We start from the raw sequence: 20932 nt of genomic DNA on the forward strand, positions 1-20932 counted from the left end.
GATTACAGATTCTCCGCTTTTGGCCCCTTGTTGAGCGGGTAGCCATAGACCTTGTCGAGCGGCATCGCGGCCGGATCGACTGCATGCACGGCCAGCTTGCCGCCCATGCAGGCGCCCTCGAAGCTGCCGACATTCAGCCCAGTGTAAATCCAGTCGCCAGCGATCACCAGATTGGCGAAACCTGAATCCCAGGCCTTGAGGCGATACTTGGTGCTGCCCGGCGGCGAGGTGACGTAGCGCTCGGTCGGATCGATATTCGGCTTCCAGAACTGCTGGCCCAGCCGCGCGACACCCAGCGTCTTGGCATCGTCATACGGGCATACCAACTGGCCGAAATCGAAACCGATCTGATCGCCTGGCGGGTTGACGGCATTGGTGGTTGATTTCGGCAGCAACGCCCCCATGCAGGCCTGCAGATACTGCTGCGCCTGCGCCTTCACGCGGGCTTTTTCACGCACGGGGTAGTCGTGGTCGCTGAACGGCGGCTGCGCGTCGTATTGCGGCGCCGCGCCCGAGAAATACAGCAGCGACTTCGGCGTGTGGTCGTCTGGCCAGTCCTCCACCGGGATCAGGTCGGTGAAGTCGGCCACGCCGTCGATCGGATTGACGAAGGTGGCGCCGATCAGGCGGTCGTAATTCTTGTACTCGAAGGGCAGGCCCATATCCTTGAGCGTGCGGTTCATCCAGATCTGCAGCGTCTGGGTCTGCACCGTTTTGATCTTGTCGACCATCGGCGGCCAGTTCGGATTGGCGGCCATCAGTTGCGGCGCCAGGATCGGCAATGCGCCGATGGAAATGGCGCAGATCACAGTATCCGCCTCGCGGCCGACCTTGAGGCGCTTCTCGGCCACCGGCTTCCACGGCGTCCAGTAGCTTTCGATATCCACCTTGGCGGCCTTCATCGCCTCGCCTTGGACCAGCTGATCGTAGAGCGGGCGATCCGGCCAGACCGGCAGCGTCTTGCCGCCATAGGCCTTGAGCGGCAGGTCGATCAGCGGTTCGTAACCTGCGGCCGGATCCTTCAGCGTGGCCTGGATGTCGAACACCACTTCATCCACGCCTTTGCCGTCCGGCGTGGCGGTGATCTCGCGTACCTTGTGGAACAGTTCGAATTTCACTCCAAGCCGCTTCAGCACCTGATACAACGGCGCCACCACGGTATCGCCTGTGCCGGCAGCGAAAAGCCAGCCAAACGAGCCGAGATAGGCGAATTCGCGCAAGGTCCAGTGCAGGTAGGCACCCGCCGCCATCGCCGGTGGCCGCGTCGTGTCGCCGTCGGGATACTGGTACGACAGGTTCGGGGTGTTGAGGCTGAGCGGCGACGAGATCATCAGCATCGAGCCGCCATGCCGGGCGAACCAGTCCGAGAAATTCTCGTCGTCGAGAAAATCGAAGCCCTTGTTGAGCACATCGTCGGCCAGGATGCCGCGCAGCATGGTCAGAAAATAGTCGATCGTGATGTAGAGATGGCGCAGCGGATCGTTGTTGACGACCAGGCCCTCTGCCGCCTTCTTGAAGACATCGAGGAACTGCTCGATGCCCTTTTGCAGCGGGCCTGCATCGCCGCGCGTCATCGCCTCCATATGGGCGCTCAAGCCCTTCAGCATGGCGCCGGCGGCCTTCAGCTGGATATTCTCCATCAGCGTCGACCCGGCCGGATGCTGATCGGCGAAATGGTTGAGGAATTTGACGATCGCGGTGATCCAGTGCTGCAACGTCGGCATCGACGTCGGGTCCCACGGCTCCAGCGAGTTGCGCGGCACGTTGATCGGCCAGTTCACCCAGCCATAGTTGCGGAATTCCCAGCACAGGATGCTATCGACCGGATAGAAAGCCTCCTGGAAGGTGGCCAGCGGCTGGCCGGCCGGGCGACCGAGCATGTCGTAGCATTCGGTCATCATCGACAGGGTGTTGTAGTACGAGCCGAGGAAGCCATGAATGCCATGCTCCTCGATGCGCTGCCCGAAATCCGGATTGCGGCCGGTAGCGCATTTGCCGCCCAGCCGCCAGCCGATCGAATAGACGGTGATATCGTACATATCAGCGGCACCGGGCCGCGAGGCGAGATAGAAAGCACTGGTCAGTGCGGCGACGCCGCCGCCCAGAATGGCAATCTTCTTTTTCCTGGTCTCCGACATCGCGCTGCAGTCCCCCTGTATATCGCTGCCCTCATACCGCGGCAGTCATGCGTCTATTGACGCGCACCAGAGGAGTTTGCTCAAGCCTTCAGGTAGATAAAATAGCGCTCCGGGGGTATCGGCACGGGCACCGGCTGCAACATCAGGTCGGGATGGGTCAGCTTCTGGTCGCTGAGCAGTAGCGCGCCTGTCGCCATCAGCGGCGGTAACCAGCCGCTCATCTGCACGACCTGGCGCGCATTGGCCTCCGGATCTCCCAGCCCCACATCGCTATGCACCATGGCGGCGCCGCCCGGATGACGCGCGGCGAATCCCGGCAGGCTGTCGCCGAATTCGCCAAGCATCAGGCGGTCGGCGGGCGGGATCGAAAGCGGATTGGCATTGACCGCGCGATCGAAGGCATAGATGCGCTCCGCGCCCAGCCCGGCACGCAGGTGGTCATAGGTACGGCCATTGCCGAGACCGATCTCCAGCACCGGGCCCTCACGATACTTCACCCAGTCGATGGCCCAGTTCAGCAGTTCGCGCTGCGCGGACAGGCGCGCAATAAAGCTGTCCAGCCGACTCATCAGTTCTTCAGCTTGGCGGAAAGTTCGCGCAGGTCGGCCGTGGTGCGGTCGAGGCGCTGGGCCAGCACGCGCATGATCTCAATGGCGATCTGCGGGAAGTCGGCGATCAGGCGGAAAAACAGATCTTTCTCGATCCGCAGCACCGTGGTTTCCTGCGTCGCCGTCACCGTCGCGGTCCGCGGCACGTCGCAGAGGATGGCGATTTCACCGACGAAATCGTTTTGTCGCAGATGCGCAACTTTCAGCGGCCCTGACGGCGTGTTGACCACCACATCGGCTTCGCCGCCGATGATGACGAAGGCTGCATCGCCCGGATCACCCTGATGAAACAGCACATCGCCCGGCTTGTAGGTGAGCCGCTGGCTGGTGAAGGCCAGCAGCTTCAATTTCGACGGCTCGATCTTGGCGAATAGGGGAATTCGCCGCAGCAACTCGACTTCTTCGATCAGGCTCATGATCCGCTCTCCATCGGCCGCACGATCAGGATGGGGCCAGCATTTTCTTGAAACGATCGCTCCGTTCACATAACTCCGCATAGGGGCCGGTATGAGTCACTCGTCCGTTCTCAACTACCACCACGATATCGAAGCTCTCGCAATCCGAGGCACGCTGTAGTGACCAGATCAGGCCAGCGCCCTTGCGCAATTCGGCAATCGACTTGACCACGGCGGCATGGCTGCGCGGGTCGAGCGCTGCCGTTGCCTCCGACAGCATGATCCAGTCGGGCCGCTTCACCAGCGCGCGTGCAATGGCGAGCTTCTGGCGCTGCGCTGCATTCAGCCGCGCGCCGGCGATGCCGACTTCGAACAGCAGGCCTACCGCGATGATCGGTTCGCGCAGCTTGAGTTGCTCGACCACATCGGCCATGACGCGGCCGATCTTTTCCTGCGCCTGCGCCTGACCATAGGCGACGCGGCCAAACAGGATATTGTCGACGACGCTGGAGGAAATGGTGAACTGCTCCGGATCGAAGAAGGCAATCGCGCCCTTGCGATCTTCAGGCAGGGTATCGGCAAAAATCTTGCGGGCCTTCAGCACGGCATCGCGTTCGGCATCAGTGAAATGCCCCAGGCGATGCCGCGCCAGCACCAGCTTGAAGGGCAGCGACATCAGGCGGACCCGATCCTCCTCGGGCAATTGCTCCAGCGTTTCCGGCTTGGTCCGCGTCAGCAGGTCTTTGTAATCCGGCAGGTCTTCCGAGGAGATGAAGCTGAACTGCTGGAAGAATTCATGCTCGGGCGGCAGGTCCGCGAACAGTTCGACCATCGTGCCGGCGACTTCGTAACCGATCTCCAGGAAGCGGCGGCGCAGGCCAACTTCATCCAGCACGCGCAGCACATGCGGGTCGCGCGCCAGATTGTCTTCCTGATATACGCCATTGCGCGCCGTACCGAACATCAGGTTCTCGGCAACCGTCGCGTTGTTGTTGTAGCGGACCGGATCCCAGCCCTCGACCAGATCGGCCAGGGAGCCGTTGGTCAGCTTCTCGCGGAAAGCCCGACGTGCCGCCAGTACGCGCTCCGCCACATCGGGCTTCAGCTTCGGGTCGACCGTGCCTCGCATGCCGAGCTGATAGACATCCTCGTCGAAACTGGCCGCCTTCAGCGCCGGAATGGTAACCATGATGAGCTCGTCCGGCCCGCTGGCGCCAGCTGCTTCATAGTCAGTCCAGTCGGCATCGGCATCGTAGGGCGAGTTACCCGAGGCATGCGCCTCGAGGATTTCTTTTTCAAACCGCGCCTGCAGCTCATCCTGCCGTTCGCGCGCGATCAGCGGACGATGCCGCAATCCCATGAACAGATTGTCGCCCAGCGAAGTGTTGAAGATGTAGCTGGAGGCGCTGACATAGGCCAGCCGGCGACCGGTGACGGCTTCAGGCAGCTCCATCAGGTTCTTTTCATTGATCGCGATGCGACCGCGCGTGGGGTCTTGCAACCGCGCCAGCAACTGCAGCAGTTCGTCGCGGCCGTTGTCGCCGACGATGGCAACGCGGGCCGGCCACGGCAACGAAAGGTTGAGATTGTCCAGGATCGGCTGCCCCTGGTCGTCATTCATCACCAGGCTGGAAACCGAAATCGGCCCGGCCAGTGAAACGGGCTGCTCCGGCTCAGCCCACTGATCCGCCGGGTCGCGCATCCCCTCCTGTACGAACTGGGTCACCACCTGCTCGTATTTCTGTTTCACGTCCTCGCGCTGCTGGTAATGGTTCAGCAGCTCCTTCCACGGCGACGCCATCTCTTTATGCGCATTCACCGCGGCCACCACGGTACCTACGTCCATCTGGCCGCGGATCGTCAGATAGCCACCGATGGCGTAGAAGAAGAACGGACCAAGCTGCTGAATGAAGTTGTTCAGGAACTTGATCATGAACTTGCGCTGATAGATTTCGACGCGAATCCAGTAGCTGATGCTCAGACGGCCGGTGAATTCGGCCAGCATGCGGTTCGACACGTCATGCGTATGCAGTTCGGTCACACCGCTGATGCTCTCGCCGATGCGATCCGACAGCCGACGCTGGTTCTTGATGCGCTCGCGGCCCAGCGCCCGCACTTTGGCCTGCATTTTCGGCACGAAATAGAACTGGATCGGGTAGAGCGCCACGGCCGCAAAAGCCATCAGCGGATTCTGGAGCAGCAGGAAGCCGAAGATCACCAGCAACATGCCGCCCTGGAAGATCGGCAAGGCAAAGCTTTCACCGATGAAGCCGCCAACCGGCTCGACCTCGGCGATCACCATCGGGATGATTTCGCCCTGGCTGGTCCGTCGGAAGGTGGGCAATGGGAAGCGCAGGATATGCGCATAAAGCTCATAGCGCATTCGGCGCAGCATCCGCTCGCCGGCGACGCCCTGGAAATAGTTGATTGCGTATTTGAAGCCCTGCTGCACCAGCACGAGGAACAGGAACACGCCGCAGAGCCAGAACAGATAGGTGGTTTGGTCCATCGGCCACAAGCCGAGGCCGTAAAGATCGACAGGGAAGGAAACATCCTTGCCCTGGATACCCTCGTTCACGATCGATTTTGGAATGCTGAGGTAGTAATAATACGGCACGAAAGACGCGACCGAGAGCAGGGTGATGATAACCTGCTGCCTCAGGCTGTATTTTATAATGAAGCCGTAGAGAGTCTTTTCCACGCTGCGCCCCTGGTCCCCTGGTTAGACCTTAGCCGAAGGAAATCGGCCAGCCAATCGCCAGCCCGGCCCGACTGTGCCCGGGATCACTATTTAAGTCAGGGGCTTGCCGGAACCAGGGCTTGGCCTGAGCGGGGCCCATATGCCATAGTCCGCCACAGTTTGAGTTCAAGTTTGCCCCGATTGCTCCCGCCAGGGGGGAAGCCAGCATGGTACCGCGTAGCGACGGCACTCGTGTGCTGATCTACAGCCACGACACATTCGGACTCGGCCATCTGCGCCGGTGCCGCACCATCGCGCATGCCCTGGTCGAACGCCATCCCGATATGTCCGTGCTGATCATGTCGGGCTCGCCGATCATCGGCAGCTTTGATTTCCGCAGCCGCGTCGACTTCGTGCGCGTGCCGGGCGTGATCAAACTGCGCGACGGCCAGTACACCTCGCTGAACCTGCCGATGGACATCGAGGAAACCCTGAAGATCAGGGCTGAGATCATCCAGCATACCGCCCGCGTCTTCGACCCCGATATCTTCATCGTGGACAAGGAGCCGCTGGGGCTGCGCGGCGAAGTGCTCCCGACCATGAAGATGCTGAAGGAACGCGGCACCCGTATTGTGCTCGGCCTGCGCGATGTGATGGACGAACCCAGCGCGCTGAAGCCGGAATGGGAACGCAAGAACGTCATGCCGGCGCTGAAGCACCTGTACGACCAGATCTGGGTCTACGGCCTGCCGCAATTCTGTGACCCTCTGGCCGGCATTACCCTGCCCGAGAAAGTCCGCCGCAAGGTGGTCTATACCGGTTATCTGCCGCGCACCTCGGGCGAGGCCCAGCCGGAGCATCAGCTGCCGGAAATCACCCAGCGGCCCTTCTTGCTGGTCACGCCGGGCGGTGGTGGCGATGGCGAAGGTCTGATCGACTGGGTGCTGCGCGCCTACGAGAGCAACGAAATCCTGCCCTATCCGGCGCTGATCGTGCTGGGCCCCTTCATGCAGAAGGAGCGGCGCGGCGAGTTCTTGGCCCGCGTCTCACGCCTGCCGCGCGTGGAAGCCATCACCTTCGATGCGCATATGGAGCATCTGGTGCAGAATGCGGTCGGCGTGCTCGCCATGGGCGGCTACAACACCTTCTGCGAAATCCTGTCGCTCGACAAACGCGCCATCATCGTGCCACGCAAGCGTCCGCGCATGGAGCAATTCATCCGTGCCAGCCGCGCGCAGGAACTCGGCCTGATCCGCATGCTGGAAGATGACGGCCAGTATGATCCCACCGTGATGGCGAATGCCCTGCGCAATCTGCCACGCCAGTCGCTGCCGTCGCAGATCGTCATTCCCGGCCTGCTTGAAGGCCTCGATAACGTCGATCGCCTGGTCCAGCCCTGGCTCCGCCCGCGCGCTGAACGGCCGGGCAATGTGGTGGAATTGCGGGGCTGACCCGCCGCCCCTTCCGCGTATGTCAGAGTCAGCCCAGTCACCCACTCCGTCACCTGTCGCTTTTGTCCTGAAGGGGTATCCGCGGCTGTCGGAAACCTTCATCGCGCAGGAAATCGCCGCACTGGAGGCGCGCGGGCTGGACATCCTGATCGTCTCGCTGCGCCATCCGACCGACCGCAAGCGTCACGCCCTGCACGACCAGATCCGCGCGCGGATTCTGTATCTGCCGGAATACCTGTATCAGGAGCCGCTGCGCGTGCTGCGCGGCTGGTGGTTCGCCCGCCACCTGCCCGGCTATCGCCGCGCACTGCAGGTCTGGTGGCAGGATTTCAAACGCGACCGCAGCAGTAACCGTATCCGCCGCTTCGGCCAGGCCATGGTGCTGGCGGCAGAGTTGCCCGCAGGCTATCGCCACCTGCACGCCCATTTTATTCATACGCCCGGTTCGGTGGCGCGCTATGCCGCACAGATCCTGCAATGCCCGTGGACGGCATCGGCGCATGCACGCGACATCTGGATCACGCCGGACTGGGAAAAGCGCGAGAAACTCGCCGACTGCCAGTGGGTCGTGACCTGCACCGCGCATAACCGCACGCATCTTGCCGCCCTGAGTGATTCCGAGCGGGTATCGCTGGTTTATCACGGCATCGATTTCTCGCGCTTCCCCGAGCCGCCGGTCTGGCGCGCCCGTCGCGATGGCCGCGACGCGCAGGACCCGGTGCGGCTGCTGTCTGTCGGCCGCGCCGTCGACAAGAAGGGCTACGACATCCTGCTGCGGGCGCTGGCGCGTCTGCCGGTCGACCTGCACTGGCATTTCACGCATATCGGCGGCGGGCCACTGCTCGCCAAGCTGAAGGCCCAGGCCGTCAGCCTCGGCATCGCGGATCGCATCTCCTGGCAGGGCTCGGCCACGCAGGAGGCCGTGATCGAGGCTTACCGCACGGCCGATGTGTTTGCTTTGGCCAGCCGCCGCGACCAGGATGGCGACATGGACGGCCTGCCGAATGTACTCATGGAGGCGCAAAGCCAGGCCCTGCCCTGCGTCGCCACCACGATCTCCGCCATTCCCGAACTGATCGTCGATGGCGAAACCGGCCTGCTGGTGCCGAGCGAGGATGTGGGCGAACTGGTCGTGGCGCTCAACCACGTGATCGTCGATCCGGCGCTGCGCGAGCGATTGGGCAAGGCTGCGTCGGCAAGAGTGCGGCAGGCATTCGAAATGACGAGCGGCATCGCGGAACTGGCGCGGCGCTTCGGCCTGGCGGCCTGAACGGAGCGCGGTGATGCGGATTGGCTTCTATGCACCGCTCAAGCCGCCCGATCATCCGGCCCCGTCCGGCGACCGCCGTGTCGCCCGCCTGTTCATGGCCGCCCTGCGCGGCCTCGGCCATGACGTGACGCTGCTGTCCGACCTGCGCAGCTACAACCGCGACGGCGATCCGGCACGCGAGGCTGCCACGGCAGATGCGGCTGCCGCCGAAGTCGAAATGCTGGCCGCCGCGTGGAAAAATGACCCGGTAGAAAAACCCGATCTTCTGTTCACCTATCACGTCTATCACAAGGCCGCTGACTATCTCGGTCCGGCGCTGAAGCAGCGTTTCGCCCTGCCCTACGTGATTGCCGAAGCCTCGGACTCACCACGCCGGTGCGATGGTACATGGGCGACTGGATATGCACAGGCCAAACGCGCGCTGATCGCCGCCGACCGGTTGCTGGCCATCACGCGGCACGACGTTCCGGGATTGGTTGGCTGCGTCGGCGCGGCGCGCGTGCAGTATTTTGCGCCCTTCATCGATCCCGTACCCTTCGCGTCGGCTGCGGCACAGCGAACACAGCACCGCGTCGATCTGGCCGCACGTTTCAGGCTGCCGATGGATCGCCCCTGGCTGCTCGCAGTGGGCATGATGCGCGACGGCGACAAGCTGGCCTCCTTCCGCCGACTGGCCGAAACCCTGCCGCTGCTGCGCGACAACAACTGGCATTGCAGTCTGGTTGGCGACGGCCCGGCGCGCGAAGCAGTGGCAAATGCTTTTGCCGCGTTGGGAGATTGCGTGACGTTGACCGGACAGATGGAGCCGGATCAGCTCGCCGCGCTGTATGCCGCGAGCGACCTCTATGTCTGGCCCGCCGTCAATGAGGCCTATGGCATGGCGTTGCTGGAGGCACAGGCCGCCGGATTGCCGGTGCTGTCGGTTCGCACACGCGGCGTTCCAGATATCGTCGAGCATGGTGTCACCGGCTGGCTGACACCGGATGACACACCCGCTGCCATGGCGAATGCCATCGGGCATTTGCTTGCTGATCAGGATCAAAGACTGCGCATGGCTACCGCAGCGCCATTGCGGGTGCAGAGAGAGCTTTCGATGGATGCCGCGCAAGCGAGGCTGACGACGCTGTTCGCCGAACTGGGGCTGCCGGCATGACCCGCAATCTGGTTCTGCTGCGCCATGGCGCCACCGACTGGAATGCCGCCGGGCGGCTGCAGGGCCGCGCCGACATCACGCTGTCCGACGCCGGCCGTGCCGCATTTGCAGGCTATTCTGTGCCATCCACCTATCTTGCCAGACAGTGGTATGTCAGCCCGCTGCGCCGGGCACAGGAGACCGCCGCGCTGCTGGGCCTGAAGCCCCGGATCGAACCGGCATTGATCGAAATGGATTGGGGGCAATACGAAGGCCGCACATTGCCAGAGCTACGCGACGCCTACGGCAATGCCTTCACGGCCAATGAAGACCGCGGCCTCGACCTGCAGCCGCCCGGTGGTGAAAGCCCGCGTCAGGTGCAGCAGCGGCTGCTGCCCTGGCTGCGCAGCCTGCCGGCGGATGCCGGCGCCGTTGCCCATAAAGGCGTCATTCGCGCCATCCTGGCCCTGGCTTTCGATTGGCCGATGCTGGGCCGTGCGCCGGTCAAGCTCGACTGGCATTGCCTGCAGGAATTTAGCATAACGGAAGACGGTCGCCCCACCCTGGTGGCGGCAAATATTCCGCTGGAGCGATAATGGGCGGCCCGCGCGTCCTGATCTGGGTACAGCATCTGCTTGGCGTCGGCCATCTGCATCGTGCCGCGTCGATCTGCCGTGCGCTGCTGCGCCAGGGCGCCACGCCACTGCTGGTCTCCGGCGGCCTGCCTGACCCGACCCTGCATGGCATCGACGGCATCGGCTTCGTCCAGCTGGCACCTGCGCGTGCGCGCGACGCCACCTTCAAGATCCTGCTCGATATCAATGGCGAGGTAGTGACCGAAGAGTGGAAATCGACCCGCAGCGCCATGCTGCGGGATGTGGTGCGCAACTTCGCCCCCGACATGGTGATCACCGAACTGTTTCCGTTCGGCCGCCGGCAGATGCGGTTCGAGATGATGCCGCTGCTGCAGATGCTGCGCGGCATGCCGAACCGTCCGCTGATCTTCTGCTCGGTGCGCGACATTCTGGTCGATCGCGGCAAGCCGCAGCACGATATCGACTCCATCACCTGGCTGCAGGAATATTTCGATGCGGCGCTGGTACATGGCGACCCCTCGGTAATCGCTTTCGAAAACACCTTCCCGATGGCGGAGAAAATCCGCCATATGCTGATTTATACCGGCTATATCGCCGAGCAACATGTCATCCCCTATACCGAAGCCGGCGTCGACGAAGTGTTGGTCTCTGCCGGCGGTGGCGCCGTAGGCATGAAGCTGTTCCAGGCCGCCATCGACGCCCGACCTATGACGGTGGCGCGCGACGCGACATGGCGCATCCTGGTGAGTCCGCTGGAAAATCCTCACAACATCACCACACTGCGCGAGATGGCGCCGCCGGGTGTGATCATCGAGCCGGTTCGTCCCGATTTTCCCGGTATGCTGCATCATTGCCTGCTGTCGATCAGCAAGGCTGGCTACAACACCATGATGGAGACACTAGGCGGCGGTTCACGCGCGGTCGTGGTACCGTTCGTCGGCGGCAATGAAACCGAACAGGCCTTGCGTGCTGCCCTGCTGTCCAGGCGGGGGCTGATGCACATGCTGCCAGAACCGGACATGACACCGCAGACGCTGGCCGCTGTCGTCGATCACGCACTGGCTTCGCCGAAGCCGGATCCCACTGCCATCCGCCTCGATGGCGCCGAGGAAACCGCGCGCCGCATTAGGGCCGAAATCGAAAAGCACCGCAGATGACGGTGGGTTGGCAGGCGCTGGAGGACGAACTCGACCGCTGGGCGTCCGAAGGACGCACCGCCTGCTTCTGGTGGCGCGATGACGATGCTGTCGCGGCGACACCGGCTCTGGATCGGCTGCTTGGTCTGCACCGATCGAGCGGCGCGCCCTTGGCGCTGGCCATCATCCCGGCGCAGGCCGAGTCCAGCCTGGCCGGGCGGCTCAAATCCGAGCCCGGAATTGCTGCGCTGCAGCATGGATATGCGCACCACAATCATGCCGGCCCACCGGAGAAAAAATCCGAGTTCCCGCACAAACGTTCGCTAAGCGAACGGCTGGCTGACCTGCGCACCGGCCATGATCGCCTTCGCAGCCTGTTTGCCCCGGGGCAGCTGCTGCCGGTCTTCGTCCCGCCCTGGAACCGCATGGCGCCGGATTGCCTGCCGGTCATGCCGGGCCTGGGCTATGCCGCGGTCTCGGCCTTCCAGCCCCGCGTCAGTTACTGGGCAGCCCCGGGCCTTGTGGCACTGAACACCCATATCGACCCGATCGACTGGCACGGCCACGACAATGCGGCAGCCGCCGAACGCAGTCTGGCCGTCAGCTGCGCGCATTTGCGCGCCATGCGCGCAGGCGAACAGCATCTGCAGCCGCTTGGATTGCTGACCCATCATCTTCGGCATGACGAGACGGTCTGGGCCTTTGCCGCCGCGTTTTTATCCCGCACCGCCGCGCATGCCGCAGTGCACTGGCTCGATGTGGGCGCGGCGCTGAAAATCGGTGCGCCCGGCGGTTCTGTGGCCCCCTCTGTCACGCCCGCGTCATGACCCGCCTGTATTACCCCCTCTCCCGGCTGTGGCCGGACTATCTGCGTGCCGGGATCGGGCTCGCCATCTGTCTGGGACTGGTGTTGTTCGTAGCCCCTCAATCTGTCATTTTTGCCCTGCTGGTCGGACTGAGCCTGCTCTTTGCTTGGCTTGGTGCGGTCACGATCTGGCGACAGCAGATCGAGATTGAACTCGACGCGTCCGGCGTCGTCCGGCGGGGATGGGGAAGAATGGTGGCGTTGTCATGGCCGACAGTTAAGGCCGTGACCCTGCGCTACTATTCGACACGTCGCGATCGCAGCGAAGGTTGGCTTCAGCTGGTGATCGAGGCGGAAGGGGGAACTTTGCGGGTCGACAGTAATTTGATTGGTTTTCCGTCCATCGTCGAACGGGCGTTTGCCGCGGCCGAGCAGAACGGCGTCGCCATCAGTGAAGTCTCTCGCCTGAACGCCAGCCGCATACACAGCGTTGAAGGAAACCAGCCGTGAGCGTTTCGGAGCTGAATCGCAACGTGCTCGAGGTCAGGGACCTGCAGGTGCATTTCGACCTGCCGGAGGGCCTGATCCGTGCCGTGAACGGCATCAGCTTCAGCATCCCGCAAGGCGGCACAGTCGCGCTGGTAGGTGAATCCGGCTCGGGCAAGTCGGTGGTCAGTCAGGCGATCATGGGCATACTGCCGCGTCCGGCGCGTATCGCCAGCGGCCAGATACTGTTCCATGATCCGCTGAAGCCCGGCGATGCGATCGATATCGCGACGCTCCCTCGAGGCGGCAGCGCCATGCGACAGCTTCAGGGCGGCCGCATCTCGATCATCTTCCAGGAGCCGATGACGTCGCTTAGCCCGCTGCACACTATCGGCGACCAGATTTCCGAGGCGCTGAAGCTGCATCGCAAGGCCGACGACAACCAGGCCCGCGAACTGACAGCCGAAATGCTGCGACTGGTCGGCTTCCCCGATCCGAAGCGCGCGTTGCGCACCTATGCTTTTGAGCTGTCCGGCGGCCTGCGCCAGCGCGCCATGATCGCCATGGCGCTGGTCTGCCGCCCTGCCCTGCTGATCGCCGACGAGCCGACTACCGCGCTCGATGTCACCATCCAGGCGCAGATCCTGAAGCTGCTGAAAGACCTGCAGTCCGAACTCGGCATGGCGATCCTGATGATCACGCATGATCTGGGCGTCGTGGCCAACATGGCCGACGAGATCGTGGTGATGTATCACGGCCAAGCCATGGAGCGTGGCGGCCTGCACGACATCTTCGGTAACCCGCAGCATCCTTATCTGAAAGCGCTGCTGCATGCCGTGCCGCGCTTCAATATGAAGCCGGGTGAAAGACTGGTGCCGCTGCGCGAGATCAAGGGTGAAGTGGGCAAGCTGCTGCGCAGCAACGCGCCCACTAAAGATCGATCTGGCGAAACACTGCTTGAAGTCGAGCATGTCAGCAAGAGCTTCTCCCTGCGCAAAGGCGGCATGTTCAGCCCGGCCAAAGGGCCCTCATCGGTGATTGCCGTCGACGATGTCAGCTTCACCGTGAAGCGTGGCGAATGCCTGGGGCTGGTCGGCGAGTCCGGCTGCGGCAAGACGACGGCCAGCAAGCTGATCCTGCGCGCCATCACGCCCGATAGCGGCAACATCCGCTTCAAGGGTGCCGACGTTCTGAAGCTGGAAGGTGACGACCTGTTCCGCTATCGCCGGCAGGTGCAGTTCATCTTCCAGGACCCGTTCTCGTCGCTCAATCCGCGCATGACGGTCTTTGATATCCTGTCCGAGCCGCTGGTGATCCATAAGATCGGCGACGCAGACGAACGTTTCGAGCGGGTCAAGGAGTTGATGACGCTGGTCGGACTTGATCCGCGCTTCCTGCGCCGCTACCCGCACTCTTTCTCGGGCGGGCAGCGTCAGCGCATCGGCATCGCCCGCGCACTTGCCCTGCAACCCGAACTGCTGATCTGCGATGAGCCGGTCTCCGCGCTGGATGTCTCGATCCAGGCGCAGATCCTCAATCTGCTGAAGGATCTGAAAGCCGAACTGGGCCTGACTTACATTTTCGTCTCGCACAACCTGGCCGTTGTGGATTATGTGGCCGACCGCATCGCGGTCATGTGCGCCGGCCGCCTGGTCGAACTGGCGCCGCGTGAGCAGCTGTTCAACAACCCGATCCACCCCTACACCAAGGCGCTGCTGTCCGCGGTCCCCAAGCCCGATCCGGACAGTCGCCTCGACCTGCGCCTGCTGATGGAGGACAAGGCCTCCAAACCGGCAGCCTGGCCGCGCCCCTTCACCATTGACGGCACCGCACGACCGCGCATGATCGACCTTGGCCAAGGCCATCTCGTGCGTGCCGATGCCAATGCCGATTTCCGGGACCTCGTCGCATGATGCCCTCGCTTCGCCCTGCCCTCGCGCTTCTTGCCGCGCTCGCCGCCTTCACCGCCATGGATGTGGCGGCGCAGACGCAATTGCCCGACCTGCAGGAAACACCGATGCTGTCGGCCGAAGTGAATGCGGGCAAGCTGCCGCCGGTGGCACAGCGTCTGCCGCAGCCGCCGCTGATCGTCACGCCACGCGAACCGGGCCGACATGGCGGCGATCTGCGCAGCCTGATCAGCCGGGCGCGCGAGACCCGCCTGCTCAACGTGATCGCCTATGCGCGCCTGATCATCTACGACGAGAAATACGAGTTCGTGCCCGACATCCTGGAGAAGTTCGAGGTCGAGGACGACCGGGTCTTCACCTTCCATCTCCGCAAGGGTCATCGCTGGTCCGACGGCGCGCCCTTCACGACTGAAGATTTCCGTTATTACTGGGAAGACGTCGCCAACAATAAAGACCTCAGCCCTGCCGGCCCGACGCAGGACCTTCTGGTCGATGGCGAGAAGCCGAAGGTGGAGATCATCAACGAAACCACCGTCCGCTACAGCTGGTCGAAGCGCAACCCATCCTTCCTGCCGCGCATCGCCGGCACGTCGGCCTTCAATCTCTATCGCCCCGCGCATTACCTGAAGCAGTTCCACGCGCGCTATGCCGACCCGCAGAAGCTGGCCGCTATGGTGACGGCCGAGAAGCGTGCCAACTGGGCCGCGCTGCACGGCCGCGTCGACAACATGGTCGAAGGTGACAATCCTGACTTGCCGCTGCTGGATGCCTGGACGATCACGACCAAGCCGCCAGCCGTGCGTTTCGTCGCCGTACGCAATCCCTACTATCACCGGATCGACAACAACGGCCGCCAGCTGCCGTATCTCGACCGCATCATCTTTACCCAGGCCGATGGCAAGCTGATCCCGGCCAAGGCGGGCGCCGGCGAGGCCGACCTGCAATTCCGCAGCGTGAATTTCAGCAACTTCACCTTCCTGAAGGAAAACGAGAAGCGCGCCGGCTACAAAACGCTGCTGTGGCGCACCGCCAAGGGCTCGCATATCGCGCTCTTCCCCAACCTGAACGCCAATGACCAGGTCTGGCGCAAGCTGATGCGTGATGCGCGCTTCCGGCATGCCCTGTCGCTGGGCATCGACCGCCAGGCGATCAATGAGTCGCTGTTCTTCGGTCTGGCAATTGAATCGAACAACACGGTGATGCCGGACAGCCCGCTGTTCAAACCGGAATACCAGACGACCAATGCGACATTCGATGCCGCCACCGCAAACAGGCTGCTTGACCAGATCGGCCTGACCAAGCGCGATGGCAACGGCGTTCGCCTGCTGCCGGATGGCCGGCCGGCCGAAATCATCGTCGAAACCGCCGGCGAAGACACCGAGCAGACCGACGTGCTGGAACTGATCGGCGAGAACTGGGCCAAGATCGGCATCAAGCTGTTCTCCAAGCCGAGCCAGCGCGACGTGGTGCGCAACCGCATTTTCTCCGGCGAAGCAGTCATGTCGGTGTGGTCCGGACTGGAAAACGGCCTGGTCACCGCCGACATGAAGCCGAACGAACTGGCGCCCACCTCGCAATTCGGCCTGCAATGGCCGAAATGGGGCCAGTGGCACGAGACCGGCCACCAGTCCGGCGAGCCGATCGACATGCCGGTGGTGCAGGAGCTGTTCGACCTCTATCACACCTGGCTCGAAACCGGCGACAAGGCGGAGCGCGCCCGCATCTGGCACCGCATGCTCGGCATCCACGCCGAGCAGACGCTGACCATCGGCATCGTGACCGGCGTGTTCCAGCCGATCGTGGCCAGCAAGAAACTCAACAACATTCCGAAGGAAGGCGTATTCAACTGGGATCCCGGCGCCTTCGTCGGGCTGTATCGCCCGGAAACCTTCTGGTTTGGCCAATAGGCAGAAGCATCTGACATGCTGACGTATCTTGCGCGCCGAACGCTGCTGATGATCCCGACATTGCTGATCATCAGCGTGTTGATCTTCCTGATCATCAAGCTGCCACCTGGCGATTACCTGTCGAACCAGATCGCCGAACTGCGCTCCCAGGGGGAAACCAGCGCCATGGAGCGCGCCGAATTCCTGCGCTCGCAATATGCGCTGGATCGCTCGATCATGGAACAGTACGGCATCTGGATGGGCTTCATTCCCGGCCCGAACGGCTTCTCAGGTATCCTGCAGGGCGACTGGGGCTGGTCGTTCGAATATAACCGCCCGGTCGGCGAACTGATCGGCGACCGCCTGCTGATGACGGCGTTCATCAACTTCTTCACCATCCTGTTCATCTATGCCGTGGCCTTCCCGATCGGCGTCTACTCTGCCACGCGGCAGTATTCCTGGGGTGACTACGGCTTCACGCTGTTTGGCTATATCGGCCTGGCAACGCCGAATTTCCTGCTCGCCCTGGTGATGCTCTACTACGCCAATATCTGGTTCGGCATCAGCATCGGCGGCCTGGTTGATCCCGAACTGATCGACGCGCCCTGGAACTGGGAAAAGATCAAGTCGATGATGGTGCATATGATCGTGCCGGTGGTCGTGATCGGCACCTCGGGCACGGCGGCGATGATCCGCCGGCTGCGCGCCAATCTGCTGGACGAATTGCAGAAGCAGTATGTCACCACGGCGCGCGCCAAGGGCCTGCCGCCGCTGCGCCTGCTGGTGAAATACCCGATCCGCATGGCGCTCAACCCCTTCATCTCGGATCTCGGCAACCTGCTGCCCTCCGTGGTCTCCGGTTCGGTGATCGTGTCGGTGGTGATGAGCCTGCCGACCGCCGGCCCGATGCTGCTGGGCGCGTTGCAATCGCTCGACCAGTATCTTGCCGGCTCGTTCCTGATGTTCCTGGCGCTGCTGACCGTGGTCGGCATGCTGGTCTCCGACATCCTGCTGGCGCTGCTCGATCCGCGCATCCGGCTCACCGGCGGACAGGCCAAGTAGCATGAGTGATACTCCCGTCCCCAAGCCGACCCGCCCGGAACACTGGGTCAATCCCACGCCGTTCGATCCCTATTCGATCGAAAAGATGACCGCCGGCCAGGAGAAGTATTACCGCGCCTCGCAGTGGCAGATGATGTGGTGGAAGTTCAAGCGCCACCGGCTCGGCCTGTGGAGCGGCATCATCCTGCTGCTGATCTATGCCTCCACGCTGTTTTCGGAATTCATCGCGCCCTACAACCTGCAGACCCGTAATCCGCGCGGCATCTATGCGCCGCCGCATGCGATTCACCTGTTCCACGAAGGTGAATTCGTCGGGCCATTCGTCTACGGCATGCGTTTCCGCATGAATACCGAAACGCTGAAGCGTGAATATGCCCCGGACCTGAGCAAGGTGCACAAGCTGCGCTACTTCTGCCAGGGCGACCAGTACGACTATATGGGCCTGGTGACGATGCGCTTTCACCTGGTCTGTCCGGCCGAAGGCGGCGATTTCTATCTGCTCGGCACCGACCGGCTGGGACGCGATATCTTTTCCCGTGTCGTCTACGGTACACGCATCTCGCTGACCGTCGGCCTGTTCGGCATCGCCATCAGCTTCATCATTGGCATCGTGCTGGGCGGCATCTCCGGATACTACGGCGGCTGGATCGACAATGTGATCCAGCGCCTGATCGAACTGATCCGAAGTCTGCCCGAACTGCCGCTCTGGATGGCGCTGTCAGCCGCACTGCCGGTCACCTGGTCGCCGATCCTGGTCTATTTCGGCATCACGATCATTCTCGGCCTGCTCGACTGGCCGGGCCTTGCCCGCGCGGTGCGATCAAAGCTGCTGGCATTGCGCGAAGAGGATTTCGCCACCGCCGCGCAGCTGATGGGCGCTTCGCCCAGCCGCATTATCGGCCGTCACCTGCTGCCAAGCTTCATGAGCCACCTGATCGCCTCGGCCACGCTGTCAATCCCGTCGATGATCCTGGGTGAAACTGCGCTGTCGTTCCTGGGCCTGGGCCTGCGGCCGCCGATCACCTCCTGGGGCGTGCTGCTCAACGAAGCGCAGAACATCAACGTGGTCGCGCTGTATCCCTGGCTGATGGCGCCGGCCATCCCGGTGATCGTGGTGGTGCTGGCCTTCAACTTCTTCGGCGACGGCCTGCGCGACGCGGCCGATCCCTATCGCTGAGCGCCCCGGGCGGACACGGCGCAAGCTGGTTACGGCGCCTTCGAGGCCTGTCCCATCCTATTCGGGGCCAGTTCCGTCCTGTTTGAGCCAGTTCCGTCCTGTTTGAGCCAGTTCCGTCCTGTTCGAGCCAGTTAAAGCCAGTTCTGTCCTGTTGGATCCCGGCTAAAGCCTTGGCGTTGTGTGCCAAGCTGTTGATTTTCTTATCAACGATGTCCAACAGCAGCGTGCGTTGGTCGCACAAGCATATCCGGCACAAGAACATATGTTCTTATAATAGGAATATTAGCATAACTTCGTGAGTTATCAAGGCCAAGGCCGAGCCCCTAAGCCGGCCGGACCAGCCACAGGCTGGCGGGCCAGGCACCGGCGGCCTGTGGCAGGTGACCGACGATGCCGCCCTGTACGGCAGCCGTCAGCCGCGTCCACGCATAATGGCTGGAGAAGACCGGCTGGAAACCGCCGGCGAGGAGGGGCCCGATCGCCTGCTGTTCGTTGTAGCCGCGCCAGGCCCAGTCGGCCGGATAATCGTCGGGCAGGAAGATATCGTGGATATGCACCAGCACGCCCTGCGGCAGCGCCGGCAGCACGCGATTGAACAGCCAGTCGACATCAGTGCCCGGCATCAGGATATGGCTGGAGTCGATGAACAGGATGTCGCCGGGTTCCAGCGCCGCGAAAATCGACGGATCGGCCGTCTGCAGGATCGCATTGTGAAAGCGTACGGCTAAGCCAGTGAGCGCCGCACGCGGCTGTGGATCGATGGCGGTGATCTCGGTGGCCAGCCCGGCGTCCTGCACGGCGCGAGCCAGGAAGCGCGTCGAATGGCCTGAACCGACCTCTACGATGCGCTTCGGCCCGTATCTCCGCACCAGCGTATAGGCCGCCACGGCATCCAGCGTCGGGAACCAGTCCTGATCGAATTGGGGCACCGGAGTCACGCCGCGCTGCCTGGCGATAGCCAGCAGGGCCTCGGCGTAATCTTCTGCACCGCGCAGCAGATCGAGGAAGACCGGCTCGGCAGTGGCAAAACGCTCAGCCAGCGCCGCATAGACCGGCTGCGCTGGCGCCACCCCATCGGCATAGCGATAAGGAATGAAAAAGCCTTGCCGACGCAGGCCGAACAACGTCTGCAGCCCCATGCGGAGCCGGCGCCAGTGTTTTGCGCCAGACATCAGGGCCGCAGCACGAGGCCTTCGCGGGCCACAACGGAGCCCGGACGCGCCTTCTCGACGTCGGCGGCGACCTTGTCCATGAAGGCGTCGTCGTGTTCCGGATCATGGTGGAAGACCACGAAGGTCTTCACGCCGGCCGCATCGCAGAGTTTCGCACCGGCCTGCCAGGTGGAATGGCCCCAGCCTTTACGACAGGCATATTCCTCGTCGGTATACATCGAGTCATAGATCACGATATCCGCGCCCTTGATGAGCTTGAGGATATTCTCGTCATGCCCTTCGGCCGGATGCTCGGTATCGGTCAGGTAGCAGATCGACTTGCCCTGGAATTCGACGCGATAGCCGGTGGCGAGATCGGGATGACTCAGCGGCCCGGTGTGCACCTCGATGCCCGGATGCGGCTCCAGCACGGCGCCCTGGTCGAAATCATGGAAGCTGAGATTGGCCTGGAAGATTTCGAGTGGCACCGGAAACAGCGGCGAGCACATCATTTGCTTCAGCACGCCCTTGATACCGCCGTTATCGGTAACATGGCCGGCATGGATGCGGAATGTGTTGCGCGGATCGAAGGCCGGGCAGAAATGCGGCAAGCCGCAGACATGGTCGTAATGGGTGTGGGTGAAGAAAACGTCGGCATCGACCGGCTGCTGCTGGTCAGCCAGCGCCACGCCGAGCGCGCGCACGCCGGTGCCGGTGTCGAAGATAAGCAGATGCGAGCCGCATCGTACCTCGATGGCCGAGGTGTTGCCGCCATAGCGCATCACTTCCGGCGAACCGACGGCAATGCTGCCGCGAACGCCCCAGAAGCGCACGTAAAAATCCTCAACCCCCACCGTGGCCTCCTTTTTCCCGTCAGCGTCGAGGGATGGAGCACCTTGTATGCCGACTGATCCTTGCCGGCTGGCTAGGTCTGTGCGGAAATCTTTCATGAAATAGATTAAGGGCGGACAGTCGGATGTCTCAAGCATTTCTTGCCGAAATCCAAGGTTCTTTGGCGGCCATCACATTTTGCCGGCCGGAAAAGCACA

17 protein-coding genes are annotated in these 20932 nt (G+C 62.8%); 11 read left to right on the forward strand and 6 right to left on the reverse strand.

Going from position 1 to position 20932, the window contains the following annotated elements; genetic code table 11:
• Positions 1–2 precede the first annotated feature (2 nt).
• The 4 genes from FNB15_RS20225 to FNB15_RS20240 form a co-directional block, all read right to left on the reverse strand.
• On the reverse strand, positions 3–2138 hold the full coding sequence (locus FNB15_RS20225; RefSeq protein WP_144258450.1) for an NAD(P)-binding protein: 2136 nt from the start codon (positions 2136–2138) through the stop codon (positions 3–5).
• An 80-nt stretch (positions 2139–2218) separates the two neighbouring features.
• Positions 2219–2707 carry a class I SAM-dependent methyltransferase gene (locus tag FNB15_RS20230; RefSeq protein ID WP_144258451.1) on the reverse strand — a complete coding sequence of 163 codons (489 nt, stop codon included), beginning with the start codon at positions 2705–2707 and terminating at the stop codon, positions 2219–2221.
• Positions 2707–3162, reverse strand: coding sequence for a cyclic nucleotide-binding domain-containing protein (locus tag FNB15_RS20235; RefSeq protein WP_144258452.1), 456 nt, complete (start codon positions 3160–3162; stop codon positions 2707–2709). Before FNB15_RS20235 ends, FNB15_RS20230 begins: the two co-directional genes overlap by 1 nt.
• A 25-nt stretch (positions 3163–3187) precedes the next feature.
• Positions 3188–5842, reverse strand: a complete 2655-nt coding sequence (locus FNB15_RS20240) for an ABC transporter ATP-binding protein (protein ID WP_144258453.1) — start codon at positions 5840–5842, stop codon at positions 3188–3190.
• A 206-nt stretch (positions 5843–6048) separates the two neighbouring features.
• Between FNB15_RS20240 and FNB15_RS20245 the strand changes: the two genes are divergently transcribed.
• The 11 genes from FNB15_RS20245 to FNB15_RS20295 are packed head-to-tail and all read left to right on the forward strand — an operon-like array spanning position 6049 to position 18732.
• Positions 6049–7272, forward strand: coding sequence for a glycosyltransferase family protein (locus tag FNB15_RS20245; protein WP_144258454.1), 1224 nt, complete (start codon positions 6049–6051; stop codon positions 7270–7272).
• Between the two features lie 19 nt (positions 7273–7291).
• A complete protein-coding gene (locus FNB15_RS20250; RefSeq protein WP_144258455.1) occupies positions 7292–8542 on the forward strand; it encodes a glycosyltransferase family 4 protein in 1251 nt (416 codons plus the stop codon).
• Positions 8543–8555: 13 nt separating this feature from the next.
• Positions 8556–9695 carry a glycosyltransferase family 4 protein gene (locus tag FNB15_RS20255; RefSeq protein WP_144258456.1) on the forward strand — a complete coding sequence of 380 codons (1140 nt, stop codon included), beginning with the start codon at positions 8556–8558 and terminating at the stop codon, positions 9693–9695.
• Positions 9692–10270: a histidine phosphatase family protein gene (locus FNB15_RS20260; protein WP_144258457.1), complete on the forward strand. Its 579-nt coding sequence runs from the start codon at positions 9692–9694 to the stop codon at positions 10268–10270. The genes FNB15_RS20255 and FNB15_RS20260 overlap by 4 nt, the downstream gene beginning before the upstream one ends.
• Positions 10270–11427 (forward strand): glycosyltransferase family protein, encoded by a 1158-nt coding sequence (locus tag FNB15_RS20265; RefSeq protein WP_144258458.1) that lies wholly within the window; start codon positions 10270–10272, stop codon positions 11425–11427. Before FNB15_RS20260 ends, FNB15_RS20265 begins: the two co-directional genes overlap by 1 nt.
• On the forward strand, positions 11424–12233 hold the full coding sequence (locus tag FNB15_RS20270; protein ID WP_144258459.1) for a polysaccharide deacetylase family protein: 810 nt from the start codon (positions 11424–11426) through the stop codon (positions 12231–12233). Before FNB15_RS20265 ends, FNB15_RS20270 begins: the two co-directional genes overlap by 4 nt.
• Positions 12230–12721: a hypothetical protein gene (locus FNB15_RS20275; RefSeq protein ID WP_144258460.1), complete on the forward strand. Its 492-nt coding sequence runs from the start codon at positions 12230–12232 to the stop codon at positions 12719–12721. Before FNB15_RS20270 ends, FNB15_RS20275 begins: the two co-directional genes overlap by 4 nt.
• The gene (locus FNB15_RS20280) at positions 12718–14610 is read left to right on the forward strand and encodes an ABC transporter ATP-binding protein (protein ID WP_246068740.1); all 1893 of its coding nucleotides are present in this window, start codon (positions 12718–12720) and stop codon (positions 14608–14610) included. Before FNB15_RS20275 ends, FNB15_RS20280 begins: the two co-directional genes overlap by 4 nt.
• Positions 14607–16514: an ABC transporter substrate-binding protein gene (locus FNB15_RS20285; protein ID WP_144258461.1), complete on the forward strand. Its 1908-nt coding sequence runs from the start codon at positions 14607–14609 to the stop codon at positions 16512–16514. Before FNB15_RS20280 ends, FNB15_RS20285 begins: the two co-directional genes overlap by 4 nt.
• Before the next feature lie 15 nt (positions 16515–16529).
• Positions 16530–17555 carry an ABC transporter permease gene (locus FNB15_RS20290; RefSeq protein ID WP_144258462.1) on the forward strand — a complete coding sequence of 342 codons (1026 nt, stop codon included), beginning with the start codon at positions 16530–16532 and terminating at the stop codon, positions 17553–17555.
• 1 nt (position 17556) lies between these two features.
• The gene (locus FNB15_RS20295) at positions 17557–18732 is read left to right on the forward strand and encodes an ABC transporter permease (protein WP_144258463.1); all 1176 of its coding nucleotides are present in this window, start codon (positions 17557–17559) and stop codon (positions 18730–18732) included.
• Between the two features lie 323 nt (positions 18733–19055).
• On the opposite strand, the gene FNB15_RS20300 is transcribed toward FNB15_RS20295, so the two are convergent.
• Together FNB15_RS20300 and FNB15_RS20305 are read right to left on the reverse strand one after the other, a co-directional pair.
• Positions 19056–19904 carry a class I SAM-dependent methyltransferase gene (locus tag FNB15_RS20300; RefSeq protein WP_144258464.1) on the reverse strand — a complete coding sequence of 283 codons (849 nt, stop codon included), beginning with the start codon at positions 19902–19904 and terminating at the stop codon, positions 19056–19058.
• Positions 19904–20737, reverse strand: a complete 834-nt coding sequence (locus tag FNB15_RS20305) for an MBL fold metallo-hydrolase (RefSeq protein ID WP_246068741.1) — start codon at positions 20735–20737, stop codon at positions 19904–19906. The genes FNB15_RS20300 and FNB15_RS20305 overlap by 1 nt, the downstream gene beginning before the upstream one ends.
• Positions 20738–20932: the final 195 nt, after the last annotated feature.

Source organism: Ferrovibrio terrae (assembly GCF_007197755.1).
In the GTDB taxonomy this organism is placed as follows: domain Bacteria; phylum Pseudomonadota; class Alphaproteobacteria; order Ferrovibrionales; family Ferrovibrionaceae; genus Ferrovibrio; species Ferrovibrio terrae.